Annotated in this window: 19 protein-coding genes and 2 pseudogenes; 9 read left to right on the top strand and 12 right to left on the bottom strand. The window is 65.7% G+C overall.

The annotated features are described in order from the left end of the window. Nucleotide 1: 1 nt before the first annotated feature. The 7 genes and pseudogenes from GGI48_RS01685 to GGI48_RS01715 form a co-directional block, all read right to left on the bottom strand. A complete protein-coding gene (locus tag GGI48_RS01685; RefSeq protein ID WP_016962845.1) occupies nt 2-883 on the bottom strand; it encodes a branched-chain amino acid ABC transporter permease in 882 nt (293 codons plus the stop codon). Next, a complete protein-coding gene (locus GGI48_RS01690; protein WP_103742218.1) occupies nt 880-1,659 on the bottom strand; it encodes an ABC transporter ATP-binding protein in 780 nt (259 codons plus the stop codon). Before GGI48_RS01690 ends, GGI48_RS01685 begins: the two co-directional genes overlap by 4 nt. Beyond that, nucleotides 1,656-2,667 (bottom strand): annotated as a pseudogene (locus tag GGI48_RS01695) (AMP-binding protein). The gene GGI48_RS01690 and the pseudogene GGI48_RS01695 overlap by 4 nt, the downstream one beginning before the upstream one ends. 221 nt (nt 2,668-2,888) lie before the next feature. After that, nucleotides 2,889-4,292, bottom strand: a complete 1,404-nt coding sequence (locus GGI48_RS01700; protein ID WP_179596580.1) for an LLM class flavin-dependent oxidoreductase — start codon at nt 4,290-4,292, stop codon at nt 2,889-2,891. Further along, complete coding sequence (locus GGI48_RS01705; protein ID WP_179596582.1) at nt 4,292-4,756, bottom strand: acyl-CoA dehydrogenase; 465 nt, start codon at nt 4,754-4,756, stop codon at nt 4,292-4,294. Before GGI48_RS01705 ends, GGI48_RS01700 begins: the two co-directional genes overlap by 1 nt. A 12-nt stretch (nt 4,757-4,768) precedes the next feature. Beyond that, nucleotides 4,769-5,971, bottom strand: a complete 1,203-nt coding sequence (locus tag GGI48_RS01710) for an SfnB family sulfur acquisition oxidoreductase (RefSeq protein ID WP_179596584.1) — start codon at nt 5,969-5,971, stop codon at nt 4,769-4,771. A 201-nt stretch (nt 5,972-6,172) separates the two neighbouring features. Continuing rightward, nucleotides 6,173-6,736: a helix-turn-helix domain-containing protein gene (locus GGI48_RS01715; RefSeq protein WP_016962852.1), complete on the bottom strand. Its 564-nt coding sequence runs from the start codon at nt 6,734-6,736 to the stop codon at nt 6,173-6,175. Between GGI48_RS01715 and GGI48_RS01720 the strand changes: the two are divergent. Further along, nucleotides 6,731-7,745 (top strand): annotated as a pseudogene (locus GGI48_RS01720) (DMT family transporter). The gene GGI48_RS01715 and the pseudogene GGI48_RS01720 sit on opposite strands and share 6 nt — an antisense overlap. A 146-nt stretch (nt 7,746-7,891) precedes the next feature. Here the strand turns inward: GGI48_RS01720 and GGI48_RS01725 are convergent. Then, a complete protein-coding gene (locus tag GGI48_RS01725) occupies nt 7,892-8,251 on the bottom strand; it encodes a hypothetical protein (RefSeq protein WP_179596588.1) in 360 nt (119 codons plus the stop codon). Nucleotides 8,252-8,456: 205 nt separating this feature from the next. Between GGI48_RS01725 and GGI48_RS01730 the strand changes: the two genes are divergently transcribed. Genes GGI48_RS01730 through GGI48_RS01755 form a run of 6 tightly spaced genes read left to right on the top strand, consistent with a single transcriptional unit; the run spans nt 8,457 to nt 14,529 of the window. Continuing rightward, on the top strand, nt 8,457-11,375 hold the full coding sequence (locus tag GGI48_RS01730) for a monovalent cation/H+ antiporter subunit A (RefSeq protein ID WP_179596590.1): 2,919 nt from the start codon (nt 8,457-8,459) through the stop codon (nt 11,373-11,375). After that, nucleotides 11,375-11,719 (top strand): Na+/H+ antiporter subunit C, encoded by a 345-nt coding sequence (locus tag GGI48_RS01735; protein WP_011060906.1) that lies wholly within the window; start codon nt 11,375-11,377, stop codon nt 11,717-11,719. The genes GGI48_RS01730 and GGI48_RS01735 overlap by 1 nt, the downstream gene beginning before the upstream one ends. Beyond that, entirely contained in the window at nt 11,716-13,404 is a 1,689-nt protein-coding gene (locus GGI48_RS01740; protein ID WP_179596592.1) for a monovalent cation/H+ antiporter subunit D, read from the top strand. Before GGI48_RS01735 ends, GGI48_RS01740 begins: the two co-directional genes overlap by 4 nt. Beyond that, entirely contained in the window at nt 13,401-13,889 is a 489-nt protein-coding gene (locus GGI48_RS01745) for a Na+/H+ antiporter subunit E (protein ID WP_016962857.1), read from the top strand. The genes GGI48_RS01740 and GGI48_RS01745 overlap by 4 nt, the downstream gene beginning before the upstream one ends. Next, nucleotides 13,886-14,164: a K+/H+ antiporter subunit F gene (locus GGI48_RS01750; protein ID WP_016962858.1), complete on the top strand. Its 279-nt coding sequence runs from the start codon at nt 13,886-13,888 to the stop codon at nt 14,162-14,164. Before GGI48_RS01745 ends, GGI48_RS01750 begins: the two co-directional genes overlap by 4 nt. Beyond that, nucleotides 14,161-14,529: a Na+/H+ antiporter subunit G gene (locus tag GGI48_RS01755; RefSeq protein ID WP_179596594.1), complete on the top strand. Its 369-nt coding sequence runs from the start codon at nt 14,161-14,163 to the stop codon at nt 14,527-14,529. Before GGI48_RS01750 ends, GGI48_RS01755 begins: the two co-directional genes overlap by 4 nt. A gap of 131 nt (nt 14,530-14,660) precedes the next feature. On the opposite strand, the gene GGI48_RS01760 is transcribed toward GGI48_RS01755, so the two are convergent. Further along, nucleotides 14,661-15,098 (bottom strand): DUF3995 domain-containing protein, encoded by a 438-nt coding sequence (locus tag GGI48_RS01760; RefSeq protein WP_042940481.1) that lies wholly within the window; start codon nt 15,096-15,098, stop codon nt 14,661-14,663. A gap of 96 nt (nt 15,099-15,194) precedes the next feature. Here GGI48_RS01760 and GGI48_RS01765 point away from each other — a divergent pair, with 96 nt between their 5' ends. Together GGI48_RS01765 and GGI48_RS01770 are read left to right on the top strand one after the other, a co-directional pair. Continuing rightward, the gene (locus tag GGI48_RS01765; protein ID WP_020372517.1) at nt 15,195-15,581 is read left to right on the top strand and encodes a DUF2946 domain-containing protein; all 387 of its coding nucleotides are present in this window, start codon (nt 15,195-15,197) and stop codon (nt 15,579-15,581) included. 88 nt (nt 15,582-15,669) lie between these two features. Continuing rightward, entirely contained in the window at nt 15,670-17,805 is a 2,136-nt protein-coding gene (locus tag GGI48_RS01770; protein WP_179596596.1) for a TonB-dependent siderophore receptor, read from the top strand. Nucleotides 17,806-17,841: 36 nt separating this feature from the next. On the opposite strand, the gene GGI48_RS01775 is transcribed toward GGI48_RS01770, so the two are convergent. The 3 genes from GGI48_RS01775 to GGI48_RS01785 form a co-directional block, all read right to left on the bottom strand. Then, nucleotides 17,842-18,855: an ABC transporter substrate-binding protein gene (locus GGI48_RS01775; protein WP_179596598.1), complete on the bottom strand. Its 1,014-nt coding sequence runs from the start codon at nt 18,853-18,855 to the stop codon at nt 17,842-17,844. Nucleotides 18,856-18,992: 137 nt separating this feature from the next. Next, nucleotides 18,993-19,196: a hypothetical protein gene (locus GGI48_RS01780; protein WP_179596600.1), complete on the bottom strand. Its 204-nt coding sequence runs from the start codon at nt 19,194-19,196 to the stop codon at nt 18,993-18,995. Continuing rightward, nucleotides 19,196-19,645, bottom strand: a complete 450-nt coding sequence (locus GGI48_RS01785) for a hypothetical protein (RefSeq protein WP_016962865.1) — start codon at nt 19,643-19,645, stop codon at nt 19,196-19,198. Before GGI48_RS01785 ends, GGI48_RS01780 begins: the two co-directional genes overlap by 1 nt. Nucleotides 19,646-20,315: the final 670 nt, after the last annotated feature.

A 20,315-nucleotide genomic window follows, 5' to 3' on the forward strand; every position in this document is an offset into this window, starting at 1 on the left:
TTCACACTCGCTCGATGGCCCGCTCGCCGAACAGGCCGGCGGGACGGATGTAGAGGAAGGCCAGGGCCAGGACATAGGCGAACCAGGGGCTGATGCCACCGCCGATCAGCGGGCCGATGTAGACCTCCGCCAGGTTCTCCGCGGCGCCGACGATCAGGCCCCCGGCAATTGCCCCGCCGATGGAGGTGAAGCCGCCGATGATCAGCACCGGCAGCGCCTTGAGCACCACCAGCGACAAGGAAAACTGCACCCCCTGGCGCGCGCCCCAGAGCAGCCCGGCCACCAGCCCCACCACCCCGGCCACGGCCCAGACGATCTGCCAGATGCGGTTGAGGTTGATGCCGATGGACAGCGCCGCCGTGGTGTCGTCGGCCACCGCCCGCAGCGAGATGCCGATGCGGGTCTTGTTGAACAGCAGCGCCAGCACCGTCACCAGCACCAGGGCGGTCGCGGCAGCGATCAGGTCGAACTGGCTGAGCATCAGCGGCCCGAGAAACAGCGGCACATCATCGATCCCCAGGTCCAGGGCGCGCACCTGGGAACCCATCAGTCCCTGGGCCAGGCCCTCGATGATGAACGACAGGCCCAGGGTGGCCATGAACAGGGTGATCTGCGAGCGGTTGACCAGGGGCCGCAGCACCAGGCGCTCGATCAGCCAGGCGCCGATGATCATCACCAGCACCGTCAGCAGCAGCGCCAGGGCAAAGGGCAGGCCCTGCTCCTGCAGGCTGACGAAGGTCAGGGCGGCGAACAGCAGCATCGCGCCCTGGGCGAAGTTGAACACGCCGCTGGCCTTGTAGATCAGTACGAAGCCGATGGCCACCAGGGAGTACAGGGTGCCGGCCAGCAGGCCGCCGAGCAGGGTTTCGAGGAAGAAGCTCATTCGTGCACCACCCCCAGGTAGGCGGCGATCACCTCGGGATTGGCCTGGACCTCGGCTGGCGTGCCGTCACCCACCTTGCGTCCGTAGTCGAGGACCACCACGTGGTCGCACAGCTCCATGACCACCCCCATGTCGTGCTCGATCAGCACCACGCTGGTGCCCAGGTCGCGATTGATGTCGGCGATGAAGCCGGCCATTTCCTGTTTTTCCTCGGCGTTCATCCCCGCCAGGGGTTCGTCCAGCAACAGCAGGCTGGGCCCGGCGATCAGCGCCCGCCCCAGCTCCACGCGCTTTTGCAGGCCGTAGGACAGGTTGCCCACCGGGACGTCGCGCAGCGCCTGCAAATCGAGAAACTGCAAGATGCCCTGGGCCAGCTGGCGAAAGTTCGCGGCCTCGCGCCGGGCCCGGGGCAAGCCCAGGGCCTGCTCGATCAGGTAGGTGCGCGAATGCCGCGACAGGCCGGTGAGCAGGTTGTCGATCACGCTCATTTTCTTGAACAGGGCATTGTTCTGGAACGTCCGGCCGATGCCACGGCGGGCGGCGCTCAGCGGGTCGATGCGCGAATAGCTCTGGCGGTCGAAGACCATCGCCCCGCTGTCGCAGCGATAGACCCCGTTGAGCAGGTTGAGCAACGAGCTCTTGCCGGCGCCGTTGGGTCCGATCAGCCCGCAGATTTCGCCACGGCGCACCTGGAACGACAGGCGGTTGATGGCCTTGACCCCCTTGAACGACAGAGAGATGTCACTGACTTGCAGAATGGGTTCGGCGTGGCTCATGCAATGTTCCGTGTGAATTCGCCGATCCAGGCCGGGGTTGCCGGTTGGGTCGTGGTCTGCGGGGCTTGCCAGATGAACTGCAAGCGAGAAAAGCCCAACAAGCGGCGTACATGCTGCTTGAGCAGCCGCGGCAGCGGCCTGTGGGGATGGGCGATGGCCCATTCGCACAGGCCCCGGCGCCAAGTGCCGGGGGGCGCCAGGCGGCTTTCGATTTCGTCCGCCAGCTGTTGCAGGCGCTGGGGCGACAGCAACAGCCCGCTGGGGCGACAGCAACAGCCCGCTGGGGGCCACCTCGCGCCGGTCGCGGCTGGCCGAGCCACGGCTTTCGGCAAAGGCCAGGCACTGGCCGCTGCCCAGCCACTGCTCCAGCAGCACCGTCAGGCCGCCTTGCCACTGCGTGCCCTCCTCGCTCCACAACTGGCCTGTGCTGACCGGCGTTCGCCAATAGGCCTGGCGCCGGGGTGGTTCGCCACGGCCCAGCAACTGGCTGAACGCCAACAAGGGCTGATGCGCGCCTTCGGGCAGGCGCGGCAAGGCTTGCCCGACAATCAACAGCTCTGGGGCCAGCGCGCTTTCACCGGCGGCGAGCCAATCCAGCACCTGCTGGCGGGAATGCACAAAGGCGTGGCTCGGCCGCAGGCGCCACAGGCTCTGGCGCAACGCGTCCGGCGCCAGCGCGGGGTCCAGGCTCAGTACCTCGGCGCCGATGCTGTGGGCGGCCAGGGCCAGCAGGAGCAGGTCCGGCTCGAACAGGCCGCTGACCGCCAGCCGTGAATCGGCGTTCAAGCCCTGCTGGCGCAGGCCGTCGGCCAGGCGCTCGACATCGCGCCGCGCATCAATCCAGCGCCAGGCGTACCAATGGCCGTGACGCTTGTGGCGCAAAGCGCTGTGCAAGGGGCTGACCTGAGCCCAATGACGCAACTGCTCCAGGGCCCCGCTCAACTGCAACCGGTCCTTGGGGGCTAACGCATCCGCGCTGGGCGGACGCCTGAGTTGATGCACGCTCATGAATTGACCTCTTGGCAAACGCGTGCGGTGGTCCGCTGGCTGGAAATAAACGGGGCTGGCCCTGGGACGCAGGTCGTGCGGGCCTCTTGGCTGGCAAACCTGCGCCTACCGGAATTGGGTGCTTTCCTGGTAGGAGCCGGCTTGCCGGCGAAGGCGTTGCTGAATCCGGCGCCTGTGTTGCGGGCCCTTTCGCTGGCGAGCCAGCTCCTACAGGGGTTGGGTCAGGCGCGGGCGCGTTGCGCGGGTGCTTGGTGTTGCTCGCCCAGGTTGCGCCAGGCGTTGCCCGGGTGGCTTTCGGGCAGGCGCGGGCCGGTGCCGAAGAGCTTGTCCCGCAGGGTGCCGGGGGCGTAATCGGTCTTGTACACCCCGCGTTTCTGCAGCTCCGGGACCAAAAGCTCAACCGCGTCGATAAAGGTTTCGTGGGTCAGGGCGTAGGCCAGGTTGAAGCCGTCGACATCGGTCTCCTCGACCCACTCCTGGAGCAGGTCGGCCACGGTTTCCGGGCTGCCGACGAACAACGGGCCAAAGCCGCCGATCCCCACCCAGTCGGCCAGTTCGTGAGGGGTCCAGACCTTGTTCGGGTCTGCGGTGGAGAAGGCTTCCACCGCCGACTGGATGGCGTTGGTGTGCACATGCTTGAGGGGCTCGTCGGGCTTGAAGCGGCTGAAGTCGATGCCGGTCCACCCGGAAATCAGCGCCATGGCGCCTTCATAGCTGACCCAGGATTTGTACTCTTCGAACTTGGCCTTGGCCTGGGCGTCGGTCTCGCCGAGGATCACCGTCTGCAGGTTGAAGATCAGAATCTTCGAGGGATCGCGCCCGGCCTCGGCCGCTCGGCGGCGGATGTCGGCCACGGTTTTCTTCAGCAGCACCTTGGACGGCGCAGCGACGAATACGCATTCGGCCTGTTCGGCGGCGAACTGCTTGCCGCGGCTGGACGCCCCGGCCTGGTACAGCACCGGGGTGCGTTGTGGCGACGGCTCGCACAGGTGAATGCCCGGCACCTGGAAGTGTTTGCCGACATGGCGGATCTCGTGGATCTTGCTCGGGTCGCTGAAGATCCGCCGCTCGCGGTCACGCAGGATCGCGCCGTCTTCCCAGCTGCCTTCCCAGAGCTTGTAGCAGACCTCCAGGTACTCCTCGGCGTAGTCGTAACGGGCGTCGTGTTCGGTCTGCGCCTGCTGGCCGAGGTTCTTCGCTCCGCTCTCCAGGTAGGAGGTGACGATGTTCCAGCCGGCGCGGCCCTTCGTCAGGTGATCCAGGGTGGATAGGCGCCGGGCAAAGGGGTACGGATGCTCGAACGACAGCGAGGCGGTGAGGCCAAAGCCCAGGTGCTCGGTAACCAGGGCCATGGGCGGAATCAGTTGCAGCGGGTCGTTGACCGGCACCTGGGCCGCCTGGCGGATCGCCGCCTCGCCATTACCGTTGTAGACGTCGTAGATGCCCAGCACATCGGCGATGAACAGTCCGTCGAACTTGCCCTTTTCAAGAATTTTCGCCAGGTCGGTCCAGTACTCCAGGTCCTTGTACTGCCAGGAGCGGTCCCGGGGGTGGGCCCAGAGCCCCGGCGACTGGTGGCCGACGCAGTTCATGTCGAAGGCATTGAGGCGGATTTCACGGGACATCACACAGCACTCCTGAAACCTTGGGGTGGCACGCCGTTGAGGCGGTAGTTGCCGACCGATTGATACTTCCAGCGCAGCGGGTCATGCAGAGACTGTGGCTGCGGGCTGCGCTGGCCGGTGAGTTCGAACTCGGCGTTGCCCGTCGCCAGCAGGGCTTCGCCGACGGCGATCGCCGCCTCGGCCAGGGCGACGGCGACTTCGGCCGGGTCCTGGTCCTGTTGCAGGTTCTGCCGGGCCCGCTCGTGCAGGGCCGCGGCCACCTCAATGCGGATCTGCAGATCGCCGAAGCGGCTGATGACATACGGATCGTCGCTGGCCTTGCTCAGGCCGCTGCCGGACCAGGGCCGGGCGTGCTGGCGAACGAACTCCAGGGTCCGCTGCAACAGGTCGCGGGCCCGTTGCAGTTGCTCGCCGTTGGCGGCCAGGGCGGCCTGGGGGCTGTCGGGTTGGGTCAATGCATTCATGGCGATGTCCTTTCAGTTCCAGGCGTGACGGGGCGGCTTGACGCCGTTGAGCAGGTAGTTGCCGATCAGGTGGTATTTCCAGCGGGCCGGATCGTGCAGGGTGTGGGTGCGGGCATTGCGCCAGTGGCGGTCGAGGTTGTACCTGGCCGACACCGAGCGGGTGCCGGCCAGTTCGAACAGCTTGCTGGCGGCGAGCAAGGCACTCTCCGCCGACAGCACCTTGGCCTGGGCCACCACCAGGGAGGCCTGGGCGACGCTGTCTTCGCTGGGGCTGGCCAGGGCCTGGTCGACCGCTTCGGCGGCCTTGACCAGGATCGCCTCGGTGCCGTGCACCCGCCATTCCAGGTCGCCGATGGCGGCGATGGTGAACGGGTCCTGCCAGCCGTGATCCAGGCCGCTGTCGATCCACGGCCGCGATTGCCGGGCATGGTGCTTGGCGTCTTCCAGGGCGGCGACGGCGATGCCGGTGTCCACCGCGGCCTGGATGATCTGCGAGATCGGGCCGTCGGCGGTGGGTTGGTCGAAGGCCCGGTGGGCCGGGATCACCGCGCTGCGCGGCACCTGTACCGCCTTGAGGCTGACCCCGCCGCTGGCGGTGGTGCGCTGGCCGAAGCCGTCCCAGCTGTCGATCACCGTGAGGCCGGGGGTGTCGCGCTCGATAAAGGCGATTTGCGCCTGATTGTGCTCGTCCACCGCCACGGTCGGCACGATGTGGGCGAACAAGGCGCCGGTGCAGTAGAACTTCTCGCCGTCGATCTGCGCCCGGTCGCCGTCGAAACGGATCCGGGTTTCAAAGGCGCCGACGTGTTTGCTGCCAGCCTCGGAAAACGCGTTGCCGAAGCGGTAGCCCTGCAACACCTTGGCGAAGTAGTACTGCTTCTGCTCTTCGCTGGCGGTCTGCAGCAGGATGTCCACCACCCCGAGGTGGTTCTGCGGCAACTGGCCCAGGGACGGATCGGCGACAGAGATGAGCTTGATCACCTCGGTCAGGGTCACGTAGGACACCCCGGCACCACCGTAGGCCCGGGGAATGGTGATGCCCCACAGGCCGCTGGCGGAGAACTGGTCCAGCTCGGCCCGTGGCAGGCGCCGTTCGCGGTCGCGCACCGCGGCCTCCACGGCAAAGCGCTGGGCCAGGTCCCGGGCGACACGGATGGCCTCGGCATCGCTGCGGATGAGGTGGGCACTGGGTGAGGGTTGGGCTGGGGCTGTCATGGGCCGACTCCACGTCCTGAAGATCAAGATGAACACCGCTGGGGTGCTCGCTATCAGGACAATTGCAGGAGTCGTGCCTAAATATAAAATTCTTTTAATTCAATAGCTTGAGGATTCTTTCAGAGAAAAGGCATCAACTGAAAACAGGCAAAATGTTCAACCGCTGTTGGCTGGCCAACAGTGACCGCCGCGCCTGGGCGATCAGTACACCACGTTGCGCACGAAGCGCGTGGCCAGGGGCCCGTCATTGCGATAGCCGTGGGGCACATGACTGGCGAACATGAAGAAATCGCCGCTTTCCAGGCGCCGCTCGGCGTCGCCGAAGAACAGCGTCAGGCAACCCTCGACCACGTAGATCTGCTCGCTCCAGCCGACGGTGTCGCACTCCGAGTGATAGACCTCGCCGGGCTCGAGCTGCCACTCCCAGAGTTCCACTTCACGGCTGGCTTCGGCCTTGGCCAGGAGCAGCGCCTTGCTCCCGGGGATGACGCCGGCCCAGGCCAGCTCGTTGATCCGGCTCGGGTCGCGGGAATCCGGGGCCTGGATCAGGTCGCTGAAAGCCACGTTCAAGGCCTCGGCCACCCGGTCCAGGGTGCCGAGGCTGACGTTCTTCTCCCCGGCCTCGATGGCCACCAGCATCCGCCGACTGACCGCGGACTTTTCCGCCAGGGCGCTCTGGCTCAGGCCTGCGGCATGGCGCAGGCGTCGCACGTTGAGGCTGACATGTTGCAGGACCGAAGCCCGTTGGACGTTATCTTTGTGCACTATATTGCTCGCTCTCCGGGCCTGCGCAGTATACTGCCCAGCTTCCGGCGCATTGTGCGTCCCCCCTCAGGTAGCACGCAAGGCCATGACTTCAACGCCCTCCCGCGCAACGCGCTTCCCACTCAGCAGGGCCGAAGCGGTGCTGGTGCTGATCACCATGATCTGGGGCGGCACCTTCCTGCTGGTGCAGCACGCCATGAGCGTCAGCGGACCGATGTTCTTCGTCGGCCTGCGCTTTGCCGCGGCGGCGTGCATCGTCGCCCTGTTTTCACTGCGCCACCTGCGCGGTCTGAATGTGTTCGAACTGCGCGCCGGGAGCTTCATCGGCACCGCCATCATGCTCGGCTACGGCCTGCAGACCGTCGGCCTGCAAAGCATTCCCAGCAGCCAGTCGGCGTTCATCACCGCCTTGTATGTGCCCTTTGTGCCCCTGCTGCAGTGGCTGTTCATGGGCAAGCGCCCGGGGTTGCTGCCGAGCATCGGCATCATGCTGGCCTTTAGCGGCCTGATGCTGCTGTCCGGGCCCAATGGCGCGTCACTGGACTTCAGCCCCGGCGAAATCGCCACCCTGATCAGCACGGTGGCGATTGCCGCGGAGATCATCCTCATCAGCAGCTTCGCCGGGCGAGTGGATGTGCGCCGGGTGACGGTGGTGCAACTGGCGGTCACCTCGCTGCTGGCCTTTGCCATGGTGCTGCCGACCGGCGAGGCGCTGCCGGCATTTTCCTGGCTGCTGCTGGCCAGCGCCCTGGGGCTGGGGGCGGCCAGTGCGGCGATCCAGGTGGCGATGAACTGGGCGCAGAAAAGCGTCTCGCCGACCCGCGCCACCCTGATCTATGCCGGTGAGCCGGTGTGGGCCGGGATCGTCGGGCGGATCGCCGGAGAACGCCTGCCCGGACTGGCGCTGCTGGGCGGAGCCTTGATCGTGCTGGCAGTGATTATCAGCGAATGGAAGCCCAAGGGCCGGGCCACGCCGGCATTGATCGACCAGACAGCGGACGGTGTGTAGGAGACGGCTTGCCGGCGAAGGCGGTCTTGCAGGCCTCTTCGCTGGCAAGCCAGCTCCTACGGTTGGCAGGGATATCGTGGGGAAGTGTAGGAGCCGGCTTGCCGGCGAAGGCGATCTTGCGGACCTCTTCGCTGGCGAGCCAGCGCCTAGAGCGCGGGGTCGCCGGGGGCGTAGAGCCAGGTCGGGACGGTCAACGAGCCCTGGTGCTTGGGCTCCAGCAGTACCCGGTCATTTTCAGGCTCGCCGTGGAAATAGAAATAGGCGTGGTAGAGCACGTGCCCCTCGGCAAAGGCACGATCAAAATAGAGCACCGTGCCCGCTGGCAGTTGGTAGGTCCGATCATCCCCCATCGGGCCTTCGATGATCAGCGCCTGGCGGGTCTTGAGCATGTCGGGTCGGTCGAGATAATGCTCCACACCCACCCCCAACCCGGCGCCGAAGGCGGTGAACAGCAAGGCGAAACAGCCGCGTCGAAACAGCCGGCCCAGGGCCGATCCTTTAATCATGTGCACCCTTGTCGATCCTTGTGGCGGCTTGAGCTGGGCAGGACATTTGCCCCACAGCACCCGATGAACGGGCGCATCAGGCATTTGTCTCCTACCTTTGAAAGCGCATGTAACATTTCTTTGGGGGGCCGGGCCGCCCATGGCGGTTGGTGATCGGCGGCCTGGCACGTATTATGCGTCATACTTTTCCGCAGATTAGAAGCCTATGTCCCTGATAGTTCTACTGCTTCTGCCATTCATTGGCAGCTGTCTGGCGGCCCTGCTGCCGCACAACGCACGTAACACTGAATCTCTGCTGGCTGGCCTGGTGGCACTCATTGGCACCATCCAGGTGGCGTTGCTGTACCCGCAGATCGCCGACGGCGGGATTATCCGCGAGGAATATACCTGGCTGCCAAGCCTGGGTTTGAATTTCGTGCTGCGCCTGGACGGATTCGCCTGGCTGTTCTCGTTGCTGGTGCTGGGCATCGGCAGCCTGGTGGCGCTGTACGCGCGCTACTACATGTCGCCGGAAGATCCGGTGCCGCGCTTCTTCGCCTTCTTCCTGGCGTTCATGGGGGCCATGCTCGGCCTGGTGATCTCCGGCAACCTGATCCAGATGGTGTTCTTCTGGGAGCTCACCAGCCTCTTCTCCTTCCTGTTGATCGGCTACTGGCACCACCGCTCCGATGCCCGCCGCGGCGCCTACATGGCGCTGATGGTCACCGGCGCCGGGGGCTTGTGCCTGCTGGCGGGGGTCATGCTGCTCGGCCATGTGGTCGGCAGCTACGACCTGGATCAGGTGCTAGCTGCCGGAGACAAGATCCGCGCCCACGCGCTCTATCCGATCCTGTTGCCATTGATCCTGCTGGGCGCCTTGAGCAAGAGCGCGCAGTTCCCCTTCCACTTCTGGCTCCCCCACGCCATGGCCGCGCCAACGCCGGTCTCGGCCTACCTGCACTCGGCGACGATGGTCAAGGCCGGGGTGTTTCTCCTGGCCCGCCTGTGGCCGTCGTTGTCCGGCACCCAAGAATGGTTCTACATCGTCAGCGGCGCCGGGGCCTGCACCCTGGTGCTGGGCGCCTACTGCGCGATGTTCCAGAACGATCTGAAAGGCCTGCTGGCCTACTCCACCATCAGCCACCTGGGGCTGATCACCCTGCTGCTGGGCCTGAACAGTCCCCTGGCGGCGGTGGCGGCGGTGTTCCACATCCTCAACCACGCCACCTTCAAGGCGTCCTTGTTCATGGCCGCCGGGATCATCGACCACGAGAGCGGCAGCCGCGACATCCGCAAGCTCAACGGCCTGATCAAGTTGATGCCCTACACCGCGACCCTGGCCATGGTCGCCAGCGCCTCCATGGCCGGGGTGCCGCTGCTCAACGGCTTCCTGTCCAAGGAGATGTTCTTCGCCGAGACGGTGTTCATCAACTCCAGCGCCTGGGTGGAAATTGCCCTGCCGGTGATCGCCACCCTCGCCGGAACCTTCAGCGTTGCCTACGCCCTGCGCTTTACCGTCGATGTGTTCTTCGGCGAACCGGCCACCGACCTGCCCCACACGCCCCACGAGCCGCCGCGCTGGATGCGCGCCCCGGTTGAACTGCTGGTGTTCACCTGCCTGCTGGTGGGGATCTTCCCGGCGCAGATCATCGGTCCGCTGCTGGCCGCTGCGGCGCTGCCGGTGGTGGGCGGGACCCTGCCCGAGTACAGCCTGGCGATCTGGCACGGCCTCAACGCGCCGATGATCATGAGCCTGATCGCCATGTCCTGCGGCATCGTCCTCTACCTGTTGCTGCACAAGCCGCTGGTGGCGGGCCGTTTCGCCTACCCGCCGGGGGTGGGCCGTCTCAACGGCAAGCTGTTGTTCGAACGCAGCCTGGTGGGCACGACCCGCCTGGCCCGGCGGCTGGAGCGGCGGCTGAGTACCAAGCGCCTGCAGACCCAGCTGTTTTTGCTGATTCTGGCGGCGGTGATTACCGGCCTGATTCCCATGCTCTACAGCCAGCTGACCTGGGGCGACCGGCCGAAGATCCCTGGCTCCATCGTCTTCGTGACCTTCTGGCTGCTGGCCATCGCCTGTGCCCTGGGCGCCGCCTGGCAGGCCAAGTACCACCGTCTGGCGGCCCTGACCATGGTCAGCGTGTGCGGGCTGATGACCTGCGTGACCTTCGTCTGGTTCTCGGCGCCGGACCTGGCCCTGACCCAGTTGGTGGTGGAAGTGGTGACCACGGTGCTGATCCTCCTCGGCCTGCGCTGGCTGCCGCGGCGGATCGAAGAAGTGTCGCCGCTGCCCAGCAGCGTGCCCAAGGCGCGCATCCGCCGCCTGCGCGACCTGAGCCTGTCGATCGCCGTGGGCCTGGGCATGGCGGTGCTGTCCTACGCCATGCTGACCCGTCCGACCCCCAACGACATTTCCTCGTTCTACCTCAGCCGTGCCTTGCCTGAAGGCGGCGGCACCAACGTGGTCAACGTGACCCTGGTGGACTTCCGCAGCTTCGACACCCTGGGCGAGATCACCGTGCTGGCGGCGGTGGCCCTGACCGTGTTCGCCCTGCTGCGGCGCTTCCGCCCGCCCAAGGAGAGCATGCAACTGCCGGCGCAACAGCGCCTGCTGGCCCCGGACGTGGTCACCGACCTGGTCAACCCGCGCCAGGCCAGCGACACCGCCCTGGGCTTCATGATGGTGCCGGCGGTTCTGGTGCGCCTGCTGCTGCCGATTGCCCTGGTGGTGTCCTTCTACCTGTTCATGCGCGGGCACAACCTGCCGGGCGGCGGTTTCGTCGCCGGGCTGGTGATGTCGGTGGCCTTCATCCTCCAGTACATGGTGGCGGGCACCCAATGGGTCGAGGCGCAGATGAGCCTGCGGCCGCTGCGCTGGATGGGCACCGGGCTGCTGTTCGCCCTGGCCACCGGCCTTGGCGCGCTGGCCTGGGGTTATCCGTTCCTCACCACCCACACGGTGCACGTGGACCTGCCGCTGTTCGGCGATATCCATATCGCCAGCGCCTTGTTCTTCGACATTGGCGTGTACGCGGTGGTGCTGGGCGCGACCCTGCTGATCCTCACCGCCCTGGCGCACCAGTCGGTGCGGGCCCACAAGCCGGCCAGCCAGTCCAAATCCCTGATCAAGAGCGGAGCCGCCTGATGGAAGAAGTCATCGCAATCGCCATTGGGGTCCTCGCCGCTTCCGGAGTCTGGCTGGTCCTGCGCCCGCGGACCTTCCAGGTGGTGATGGGCCTGTGCCTGCTGTCCTACGCGGTCAACCTGTTCATCTTCAGCATGGGCAGCCTGTTCATCGGCAAGGAGCCGATCGTCAAGGACGGCGTGCCCCAGGACCTGCTGCACTACACCGACCCCCTGCCCCAGGCCCTGGTGCTCACCGCCATCGTCATCAGCTTCGCCATGACCGCGCTGTTCCTGGTGGTGCTCCTGGCGTCCCGGGGCCTGACCGGCACTGACCACGTCGACGGCCGGGAGCCCAAGGAATGAGTTCGTTGTCGCACCTGATCGTCGCCCCCATCCTCCTGCCGCTGCTGACCGCCGCGGTGATGTTGCTGCTGGGAGAAAAGCACCGCCCGCTGAAGGCCCGCATCAACCTGTTGTCGACCCTCTTGGGCCTGGGCCTGGCGGCCTACCTGCTGTACTGGACCCAGGTCCAGGGCGCCACCGGTTCGTTCGGCGTGTACCTGCCGAGCAACTGGCAGGTGCCGTTCGGCATCGTCCTGGTGGTCGATCGCCTGTCGGCGCTGATGCTGGTGCTCACCGGGATCATCGGGGTCAGCGCGCTGCTGTTCGCCATGGCCCGCTGGGACGGCGCCGGGGCCAGCTTCCATGCGTTGTTCCAGATCCAGCTAATGGGCCTCTACGGCGCCTTCCTGACCGCCGACCTGTTCAACCTGTTCGTGTTCTTCGAGGTGCTGCTGGCGGCCTCCTACGGCCTGATGCTGCACGGCTCGGGCCGGGCGCGGGTGTCCTCGGGGCTGCACTACATCACCATCAACCTGCTGGCCTCGTCGCTGTTCCTGATCGGCACGGCGATGATCTACGGGGTCACCGGGACCCTGAACATGGCCGACCTGGCGATGAAGATCCCCCTGGTGCCGGAAGCCGACCGCGGCCTGCTGCACGCCGGCACGGCGATCCTGGCCATCGCCTTCCTGGCCAAGGCCGGGATGTGGCCGCTGAACTTCTGGCTGGTGCCGGCCTATTCCTCGGCCAGCGCCCCGGTGGCGGCGCTGTTCGCGATCATGACCAAGGTCGGCATCTACACCGTGCTGCGCCTGTGGACCCTGCTGTTCTCCGGACAGGCCGGGGCCTCGGCCTACTTCGGCAACCAGTGGCTGATCTACGGCGGCCTGGCGACGATCTTCTGCGCGGCCCTGGCGATTCTTCCGGCCCAGCGCCTGGAGCGCATGGCCAGCCTGAGCATCCTGGTGTCGGCGGGCATCCTGATCGCGGTGATCGGCTTCGCCCAGCCGGCGCTCACCGGCGCGGCGCTGTTCTACCTGTTCAGCTCGACCCTGGCGCTGTGCGCGCTGTTCCTGCTGGCGGAGCTGATCGAGCGTTCGCGTTCGGCGGTGGAAGTGCCCCTGGAAGACGAAGGCGAAATCCTCCCGCGGCCCATGGAAGCCCTGCCGCCGCCCCGGGGCAGCAACCTCGATGACGAACAGCAAGTGGTGGTCGGCCAGGTGATTCCCTGGACCATGGCCTTCCTCGGCCTGAGCTTCATTGCCTGCGCCCTGCTGATCATCGGCATGCCGCCGCTGTCGGGCTTTATCGGCAAGCTCAACCTGATCGCCGCCCTGCTCAACCCGACGGGCCTGGGCACCAGCAGCGACACGCCGATCCCGCTGGCGGGCTGGTTTTTCCTGGTGCTGCTGATCCTCTCCGGCCTGGCCTCGCTGATCGCCTTCGCGCGCCTGGGGATCCAGCGCTTCTGGAGCCCGGAGGAGCGGCCCTCGCCCGTGTTGCGGCGCCTGGAATGCCTGCCGATCGTGGCCCTGCTGGGGCTCTGCGTGCTGCTCAGCTTCAAGGCCGAGCCGCTGCTGCGCTTCACCCAGGCCACCGCCGACAGCCTCAATCATCCGGAGCACTATGTGATGGCGGTGCTGGGCACCCGCACCGTGCTCAGCCCCGAGTCCAAGGCCGCCGCGGCGCTGGAGGTGCAACCATGAAGCGCCTGTTCCCCGCGCCCTTCCTGTCCCTGGCACTGTGGCTGCTGTGGCTGGTGCTGAACCTGTCCATCAGCCCCGGCAATCTGCTGCTGGGGGCCATCCTGGGCTTTCTCGCGCCTTTGCTGATGCGCCCGTTGCGGCCGTTGCCGATCCGCATCCGCCGTCCCGGCACCATCCTGCGCCTGCTGTTGCGGGTGGGCTGCGACGTGCTGGTATCGAACCTGATCGTGGCCTGGGGCGTGCTCAACGACGGACGCCGCCCGGTGCGCTCGGCCTTCGTCAAGATCCCCCTGGACCTGCGCGACGCCAACGGCCTGGCGGCGCTGTCCACCATCACCACGGTGGTGCCGGGCACGGTCTGGTCCGAGCTGTCCCTGGACCGCAGCATTCTCCTGCTGCACGTCTTCGATCTGCAGGATGAAGGGCAATTCATCCAGCACTTCAAGGCGACCTACGAGCGCCCGCTGATGGAGATTTTCGAATGAGCGTGCTGTTGACCAACGCAATCTTGCTGAGCCTGTTCCTGTTTTCCCTGGCCATGGTCCTGACCCTGGTGCGCCTGTTCAAGGGCCCCTCGGCCCAGGACCGGGTCCTGGCCCTGGACTACCTGTACATCCTGGCGATGCTGATGATGCTGGTGCTGGGCATCCGCTACGCCAGTGACACCTACTTCGAGGCGGCGCTGCTGATCGCCCTGTTCGGCTTTGTCGGCTCCTTCGCCCTGGCCAAATTCCTCCTGCGCGGCGAGGTGATCGAATGAACAGCCTGGAACAACTGCCCCTCTGGGTGGAGGTCCTGGTGGCCGTGCTGCTGGTGATCAGCAGCCTGTTCGCCCTGATCGGCGCCCTGGGCATCCTGCGCATGAGGAGCTACTTCCAGCGCATGCACCCGCCGGCCCTGGCCTCGACCATGGGTTCCTGGACCGTGGCCCTGGCCTCGATCCTGTACTTTTCCGCGCTCAAGTCCGGGCCGGTGCTACATGCCTGGCTGATCCCGATCCTGCTGGCGATCACGGTGCCGGTGACCACCCTGCTGCTGGCCCGGGCGGCGCTGTTCCGCAAGCGCATGGCCGGCGACGATGTCCCGGCGGAAGTCAGCAGCAAACGCAACGAAAGCGGCAACTGAGCCCACCCACCCCATGTAGGAGCCGGCTTGCCGGCGAAGAGGCCTGTGAGCCTTGCAGCGAATCGGCTGGCGCCTTCGCTGGCAAGCCAGCTCCTACACAAGCCAGCGGCCACAGTGGGCGGGCTTGCCCTTCAAGCCCAGGCCAGCACCAGCAGGCCGGCACCCAGTACCACGCACAGCGGGGAGTAGAACAGGGTGTCGAGACGGGCGAACTTCGAGTCGCGCACTTGCTTGAAGAAACCCACCAGCTCCGAGTCGCCAATGGCCCGGGCGAACATCAGCAGGGCAATGGCGCTGATCACCCACTGCAGGGAGGGATGGGTCACGCTCGGCAGGTAGAGCCCGACCCGCAGGCACACCAGCATGGCCACCAGCAAGAGCCCCACCGCCACCAGCAAGGTGGCCAGGGCCGGCGGGTGAAAGGCCGGTTGGCTTTGCCCGGGAGCCGGCCCCGGCACCTGGGGAATCACCGCGTCGCTGCCACGCTTGCCACCGGCGGCCCAGTACAGATGGATCAGGCTGATGAACAGGAAAGTAGCGGACATTCCCTGTGCGAGCAGAAGGTTCATGGGCAGACGTCCTTGTAAAAAAGTCGTAAAGAGAATGGACTCGATTACGGGTTTTTGTAAGTACGTTCGTCGCCTTCGGTGGTAAAGTGCCGCCCCATGAATTTGACCCGTTCCGATCGCTCGCTCGTTGCCTGGATGCTCTACTGCTGCGTCCTGTTCAACGTGTTCGCCTGCAGCATCGGTCACGGGCAGATGCTCGGCCAACAGCTCAACGGCATCGGCGGGCAGTTCTGCAGCATTGATCCCAACACCCAGGCGCCGTCCCAGCAACCGGCCGACCAGGACTCCCTGCCGACCCTGTCCAAGGCCTTCGGTTGCCCGCTGTGCTCCAGCGGCGGCATGGGGCCGGCGCTGAACTCCAGCCTCAGCCTGGCGCTGTTGCCGCAACCCCAGGCGCCGCCGCTGGCCCGCCAGTTCCAATCCCACCTCCCTGCCCGCTTCACCTGGCCCGCCGCCCATCCTCGGGCACCGCCCTACGCCTGAATCTTGCTCGTGCTCAACCCGCCCACTGCGCTGCTGCGCGGCGCGTTCTGGCGGGCTCTTTTCCTAGTCAAGCATTCAGGATTCACCCATGAAACAGCTTCCTTTGCTGGCCAGCGTGCTGGCCTGCCTGTCCGTCAACGCCTGGGGCCAATCCGCCCTGGAACTGGTCCCCACCACCGTCAACGCCGAGGGCACGGACGTCGAACCCGGCCTGGACCTGGAGCAGTCCAGCGGCATGGCCTCGCGCCTGGGCCTGAGCCTGCGCGAAACCCCGGCCTCGGTGGCGATAGCCAGCCGCCAGGACATCGAGCGCCGGGGCGCGCGAACCTTCCAGGACGCCGCCAATGCCCTGCCCGGGGTCAACGCCAGTGCGCCGCCGGGGTTCGGCGGCTTTGTCTCCTACCGCGGCTTCAGCAGCAGCCAGATCACCCAGATGTTCAACGGCATCAACGTTGCCACCGGCCTGGCACGTCCCGTGGACGCCTGGATCTATGACCGGGTGGAACTGGTGGGCGGGCCCTCCTCGCTGATCAATGGCGCCGGCTCCGTGGGCGGCTCGCTGAACTACGTGACCAAGCTGGCGGAGCGCCGCGAACAGGCGGCTGAAGGCCTGCTCAGCTACGGCAGCTACGACACCACGCAAACCGCCTTCGGGGTCAATCACGCCCTCAGCCCGGCCGGCGCCGAGGTGCAGCACTACACGCGCTTCGACGTCAGCCATAACACCAGCAACGGCTACATCGACCGCCAGGAAAGGGACGCCTGGAGCCTGGCCTTCTCCCTGCTCAGCGACCTGACTCCGGACCTGTCCCACACCCTGGCCGTGGAATACCAGGACGAACACGAGGACAGCCCCTACTGGGGCACCCCGGTGCGCAACCCCAAGGCCGGCGAGCTGAAGATCGACAAGCACAATCGCTTCAACAACTACAACGTCGCCGATGGCCTGTATGAACAGCGCACGGTGTGGCTGCGCTCGATCATCGACTACCGGATCAACCCCAGTACCACGCTGCGCAACACCCTCTACCACCTGGACAGCCAGCGCGACTACCGCAACCTGGAGACCTACCAGTACAACGCCGACAACAGCCTTGTGAACCGCTCCACCGCCTACCTGGTGCGGCACCAGGGCCAGCAGGACGGCAACCAGTTCGAACTGCGCCATGACGATCAGTTATTCGGCCTCGACACCACCTGGTCCGGGGGTTTTGAGTACAAGGTCAACAGCACCACCAGCTCACCGTGGAACGTGTCAGCCAACAACAGCGTGGACCCCGGCCATTTCCAGCCGGGCTACTTCTATGACCTCAAGGACACCCGCCAGCGCTGGGTCAAGGACAAGACCAACCAGGTCACCACCCGTGCCCTGTTCGTCGAGAACCGCCTGGCCCTGACCGACGAGCTGTCCCTGCTCAGCGGCCTGCGCTATGACGCCATCGACCTGGACGTGACCAACCACCGGGCGATCACCGCCAGCAACCCGCGTCACCTCAAGCGCAACTGGGAGCCGCTCACCGGGCGCCTGGGGCTGACCTGGCAGTTCCTGCCCAGCGCCAACGTCTACGTGCAATACAGCACCGCCGCCGAACAGCCCAGCGGCACCCAGAACTTCGAGGTGTCCACCGGCAAGCAATGGGAAGTGGGCAGCAAGTTCGACTACCTGGACGGACGCGGCTCGGCGACCCTGGCTGCCTACCGCATCCAACGCCAGGACTTTGCCGTCACCGATCCCCAGGACCCGGCCAACAGCATTCCCGTGGGCCAGCAGACCTCCAAGGGCATCGAACTGGCCAGCTCGCTGCGGGTGACGCCCAAGCTGCTGGCGGAAGCCAACTTCGCCTGGGTCGACGCCGAATACGACGAGTTCAACGAAAAGATTGCCAGCGGCGCGGTGGTCTCGCGCAAGGGCAACACCCCGACCAACGTCCCCGAGCGGGTGGCCAACCTGTGGTTGACCTATGACCTGGCCCCGAGCTGGCAGACCGGGGTCGACGCGCGCTACGTGGCCTCGGTGTACGCCAACAACGCCAACACCTTGCGCATGCCCGCCTACACCCTGTACGGCAGCTTCCTGCGCTATCAGGTCGACAGCCACACCAGCGTCACCGGCCGGGTACGCAACCTGACCAACGAGGTCTACGGCCAGTTCGCCCATGTGTCCCCGGCCTATTACCTGGGCACCCCGCGGACCTTCGAACTGGCGCTGCAGACCCGTTTCTGACCCGGCTTGCGGGCCTCTTCGCCGGCAAGCCGGCTCCTACATCAGGGCGGCGGCGACTTTGTCGGCGATGTCCCGGGGCACCCAGGTGCGCCAGATCTCGGGGTGCTGCTTGAGAAAGGCGCGGGCCGCGTCGCGCGGAGCACTGTGGCTTTCGCTCATCTGCGCCAGGGCCTGGTTGAGAGGATCGATCGGCAAGTCCACCTGACGGAAGAAGCTCACCAGTTGCGGGTACTGCTGGTGAAACGGCGCGGACACGCCAATCGACAGCTTCGAGGCCAGGGAACGGCTCGGGCGCGGGTTGGGATTGCCGGCATCGGTCAGGGTTTTCCAGGCCTCGGCATCGAACGGCGGCTCTTGCAGCTGCACCAGCTTGTAGCGTCCCAATAGCGGCGTCGGCGACCAGTAGTAGAACAGCACCGGCCGGCCCCGGCGGATCGACGAGGTGATTTCCGCATCCAGCGCCGCTCCGGAACCGCTGCGAAAGTTCACGTAGCTGTCTTGCAGGCCATAGGCCTTGAGTTTCTGCTGGTTGACGATTTCCGAGGTCCAGCCGATCGGGCTGTTGAGGAAGCGGCCCTTGCCCGGAGTTTCCGGGTCCCTGAACACGTCCTTGTAGCGGGCCAGGTCCGCGACGCTGCGCAACTCCGGGGCCAGCGGCTTGAGGCCTCTGGCCGGATCGCCCTTGATCACGTACTCCGGCACCCACCAGCCTTCGGTGGCGCCCTTGACCGTATCCCCCAGGGCGATCACCTTGCCCTCGGCCTCGGCCTTGACCCATACCGGGCTGCGCCCGGCCCACTCTTCGCCGATCACCTGGATATCGTTGCTGGCCAGGGCGGTTTCCAGGGTGATGGTGGTGCCCGGCAGGCTGTCGGTAGGCAAGCCATAACCGCTCTCCACCACAACGCGCAGGATCTCGGTGATCAGGCTGCCGCTTTCCCAGTTCAGGTCGGCGAAGTGGATCGGCTCGGCGGCCACGGCCGGCGGCAAGGGGGCAAAGCCGGCCAGGGTCAGCAGGCCGCTGGCCAGCAGCGCTCGGAAGCCTTTCATGGGGTACACCTCTCGGAGTCGGGACCTGGGCCAAAAGGGACCCGCTGCGCCAATGCGCGCGGCCCCTGAAGCATTGAGTCAACTGACTGTAGTAGAGGTTCCGTATTTTCCACCGGGGGCGATGCCGGGATCGGCCATCACGGGTCCGCCGGCTCCTGCAAGCGCTGCAACTCGCGGCGCACCATGCTGGCGTAGGTCGCCGGACGCAGGTGGTACAGCTCGCCGGCCACCCAGTTCAGCCAGGCGCCCTGCAAGCGCGGCTTTTCGGCGAACAGGCGCCGGGCCTCTTCGGCGGCGGCCTGTTGATGCTGGCGATGAAACTCGGCGCGGCCCTGGCTCATCACTCGCTGGCCTTGAAGCTCACCAGTTCGCCCTTGCGGAATTTGGCGGCCTTGGCGGTGACCGCCTTGAGGGTCTTGGTCAGGCCTTCCTGCAGTTGCTCGTTGGCGGCGAAGAGCGTCACCACCGCATGCCCTTCCTTGAAGACGATCCCCTGCCCCAGGGGGCTGCTGACAAAGGCATAGTCGCCCAGGCCATAGACGGTGAGCTTGATCTCGCGAAAGCGGATCTCCAGCTTGCCGCCTTCGCGGCTGGGCAGCACGGCGGCGCGAAAATGATCGCCGACCTTGAGTTCCAGGCGTGGCTTGTCGTCCACCACCAGCGCGGTCGCGGTATCGATCTCGGCGACGTAGAAGCCTTCAGCGGACTGTTCGGTGATGTAGACAAAACGAGATTGGAACAGCTTGACCAACTTTGCGCGCAAATCACCCAACACGAACAAAGCATGCATTTCAAGATTACTTACTGCCAAGGAACACTCCCCGATACTCAAAAGGGTGCCGCCCGAAAAAAATGGACAGCACAAAAAACCGCCATGACGGCGTGATCACCTCAATCAGTTACCCCAAAAAACACACAAATGCAGCGGGTACTCCAGGCCACGGCGTTGGCGCCGGCGCTGAGCAACGGGCATTTCGCCGAAGCATCAGGCACAGGTTGAAGGCTGTAGGAGTAGGCTCTGACACCCCGAAAAGTGTGGCGGCGAGTTATCTGGGGCGGGTACTGAAACAGGCCGGTAAGCCGGATATACCCTGAGATTGAATCCCCGGATCGGCAGCCACTTCGGGTTGCAGAGGCAATTCTAGAGCAACTTTGTGCATTTCGACCATTTAAAGCGAGCGATTGATGGCGGCCCGGCCATTGATTAGTACACAGACTAATGTTGCTCATCAGCGGGTAATCTTGCCCGCAGTCGTCACACGAAGGCCCGGCATTCTAACCAGTAATACGCGGGCGCAGTGATCTGGGTTGGCGGATTTAAGCGTAAGAAAGTTCACTTTAGTCCCTCGGAACATTCGTTACCTAAAACCGCAATGACATAACTCAGCCCCTCGCAACGCAACAACTGCCATACTCCGCCGCTGGTTGAGCGACCGCGGTACGGGCGCTCAAGCACTCAC

Source organism: Pseudomonas protegens (assembly GCF_013407925.2).
GTDB classification, from domain to species: Bacteria; Pseudomonadota; Gammaproteobacteria; order Pseudomonadales; family Pseudomonadaceae; genus Aquipseudomonas; species Aquipseudomonas fluorescens_AP.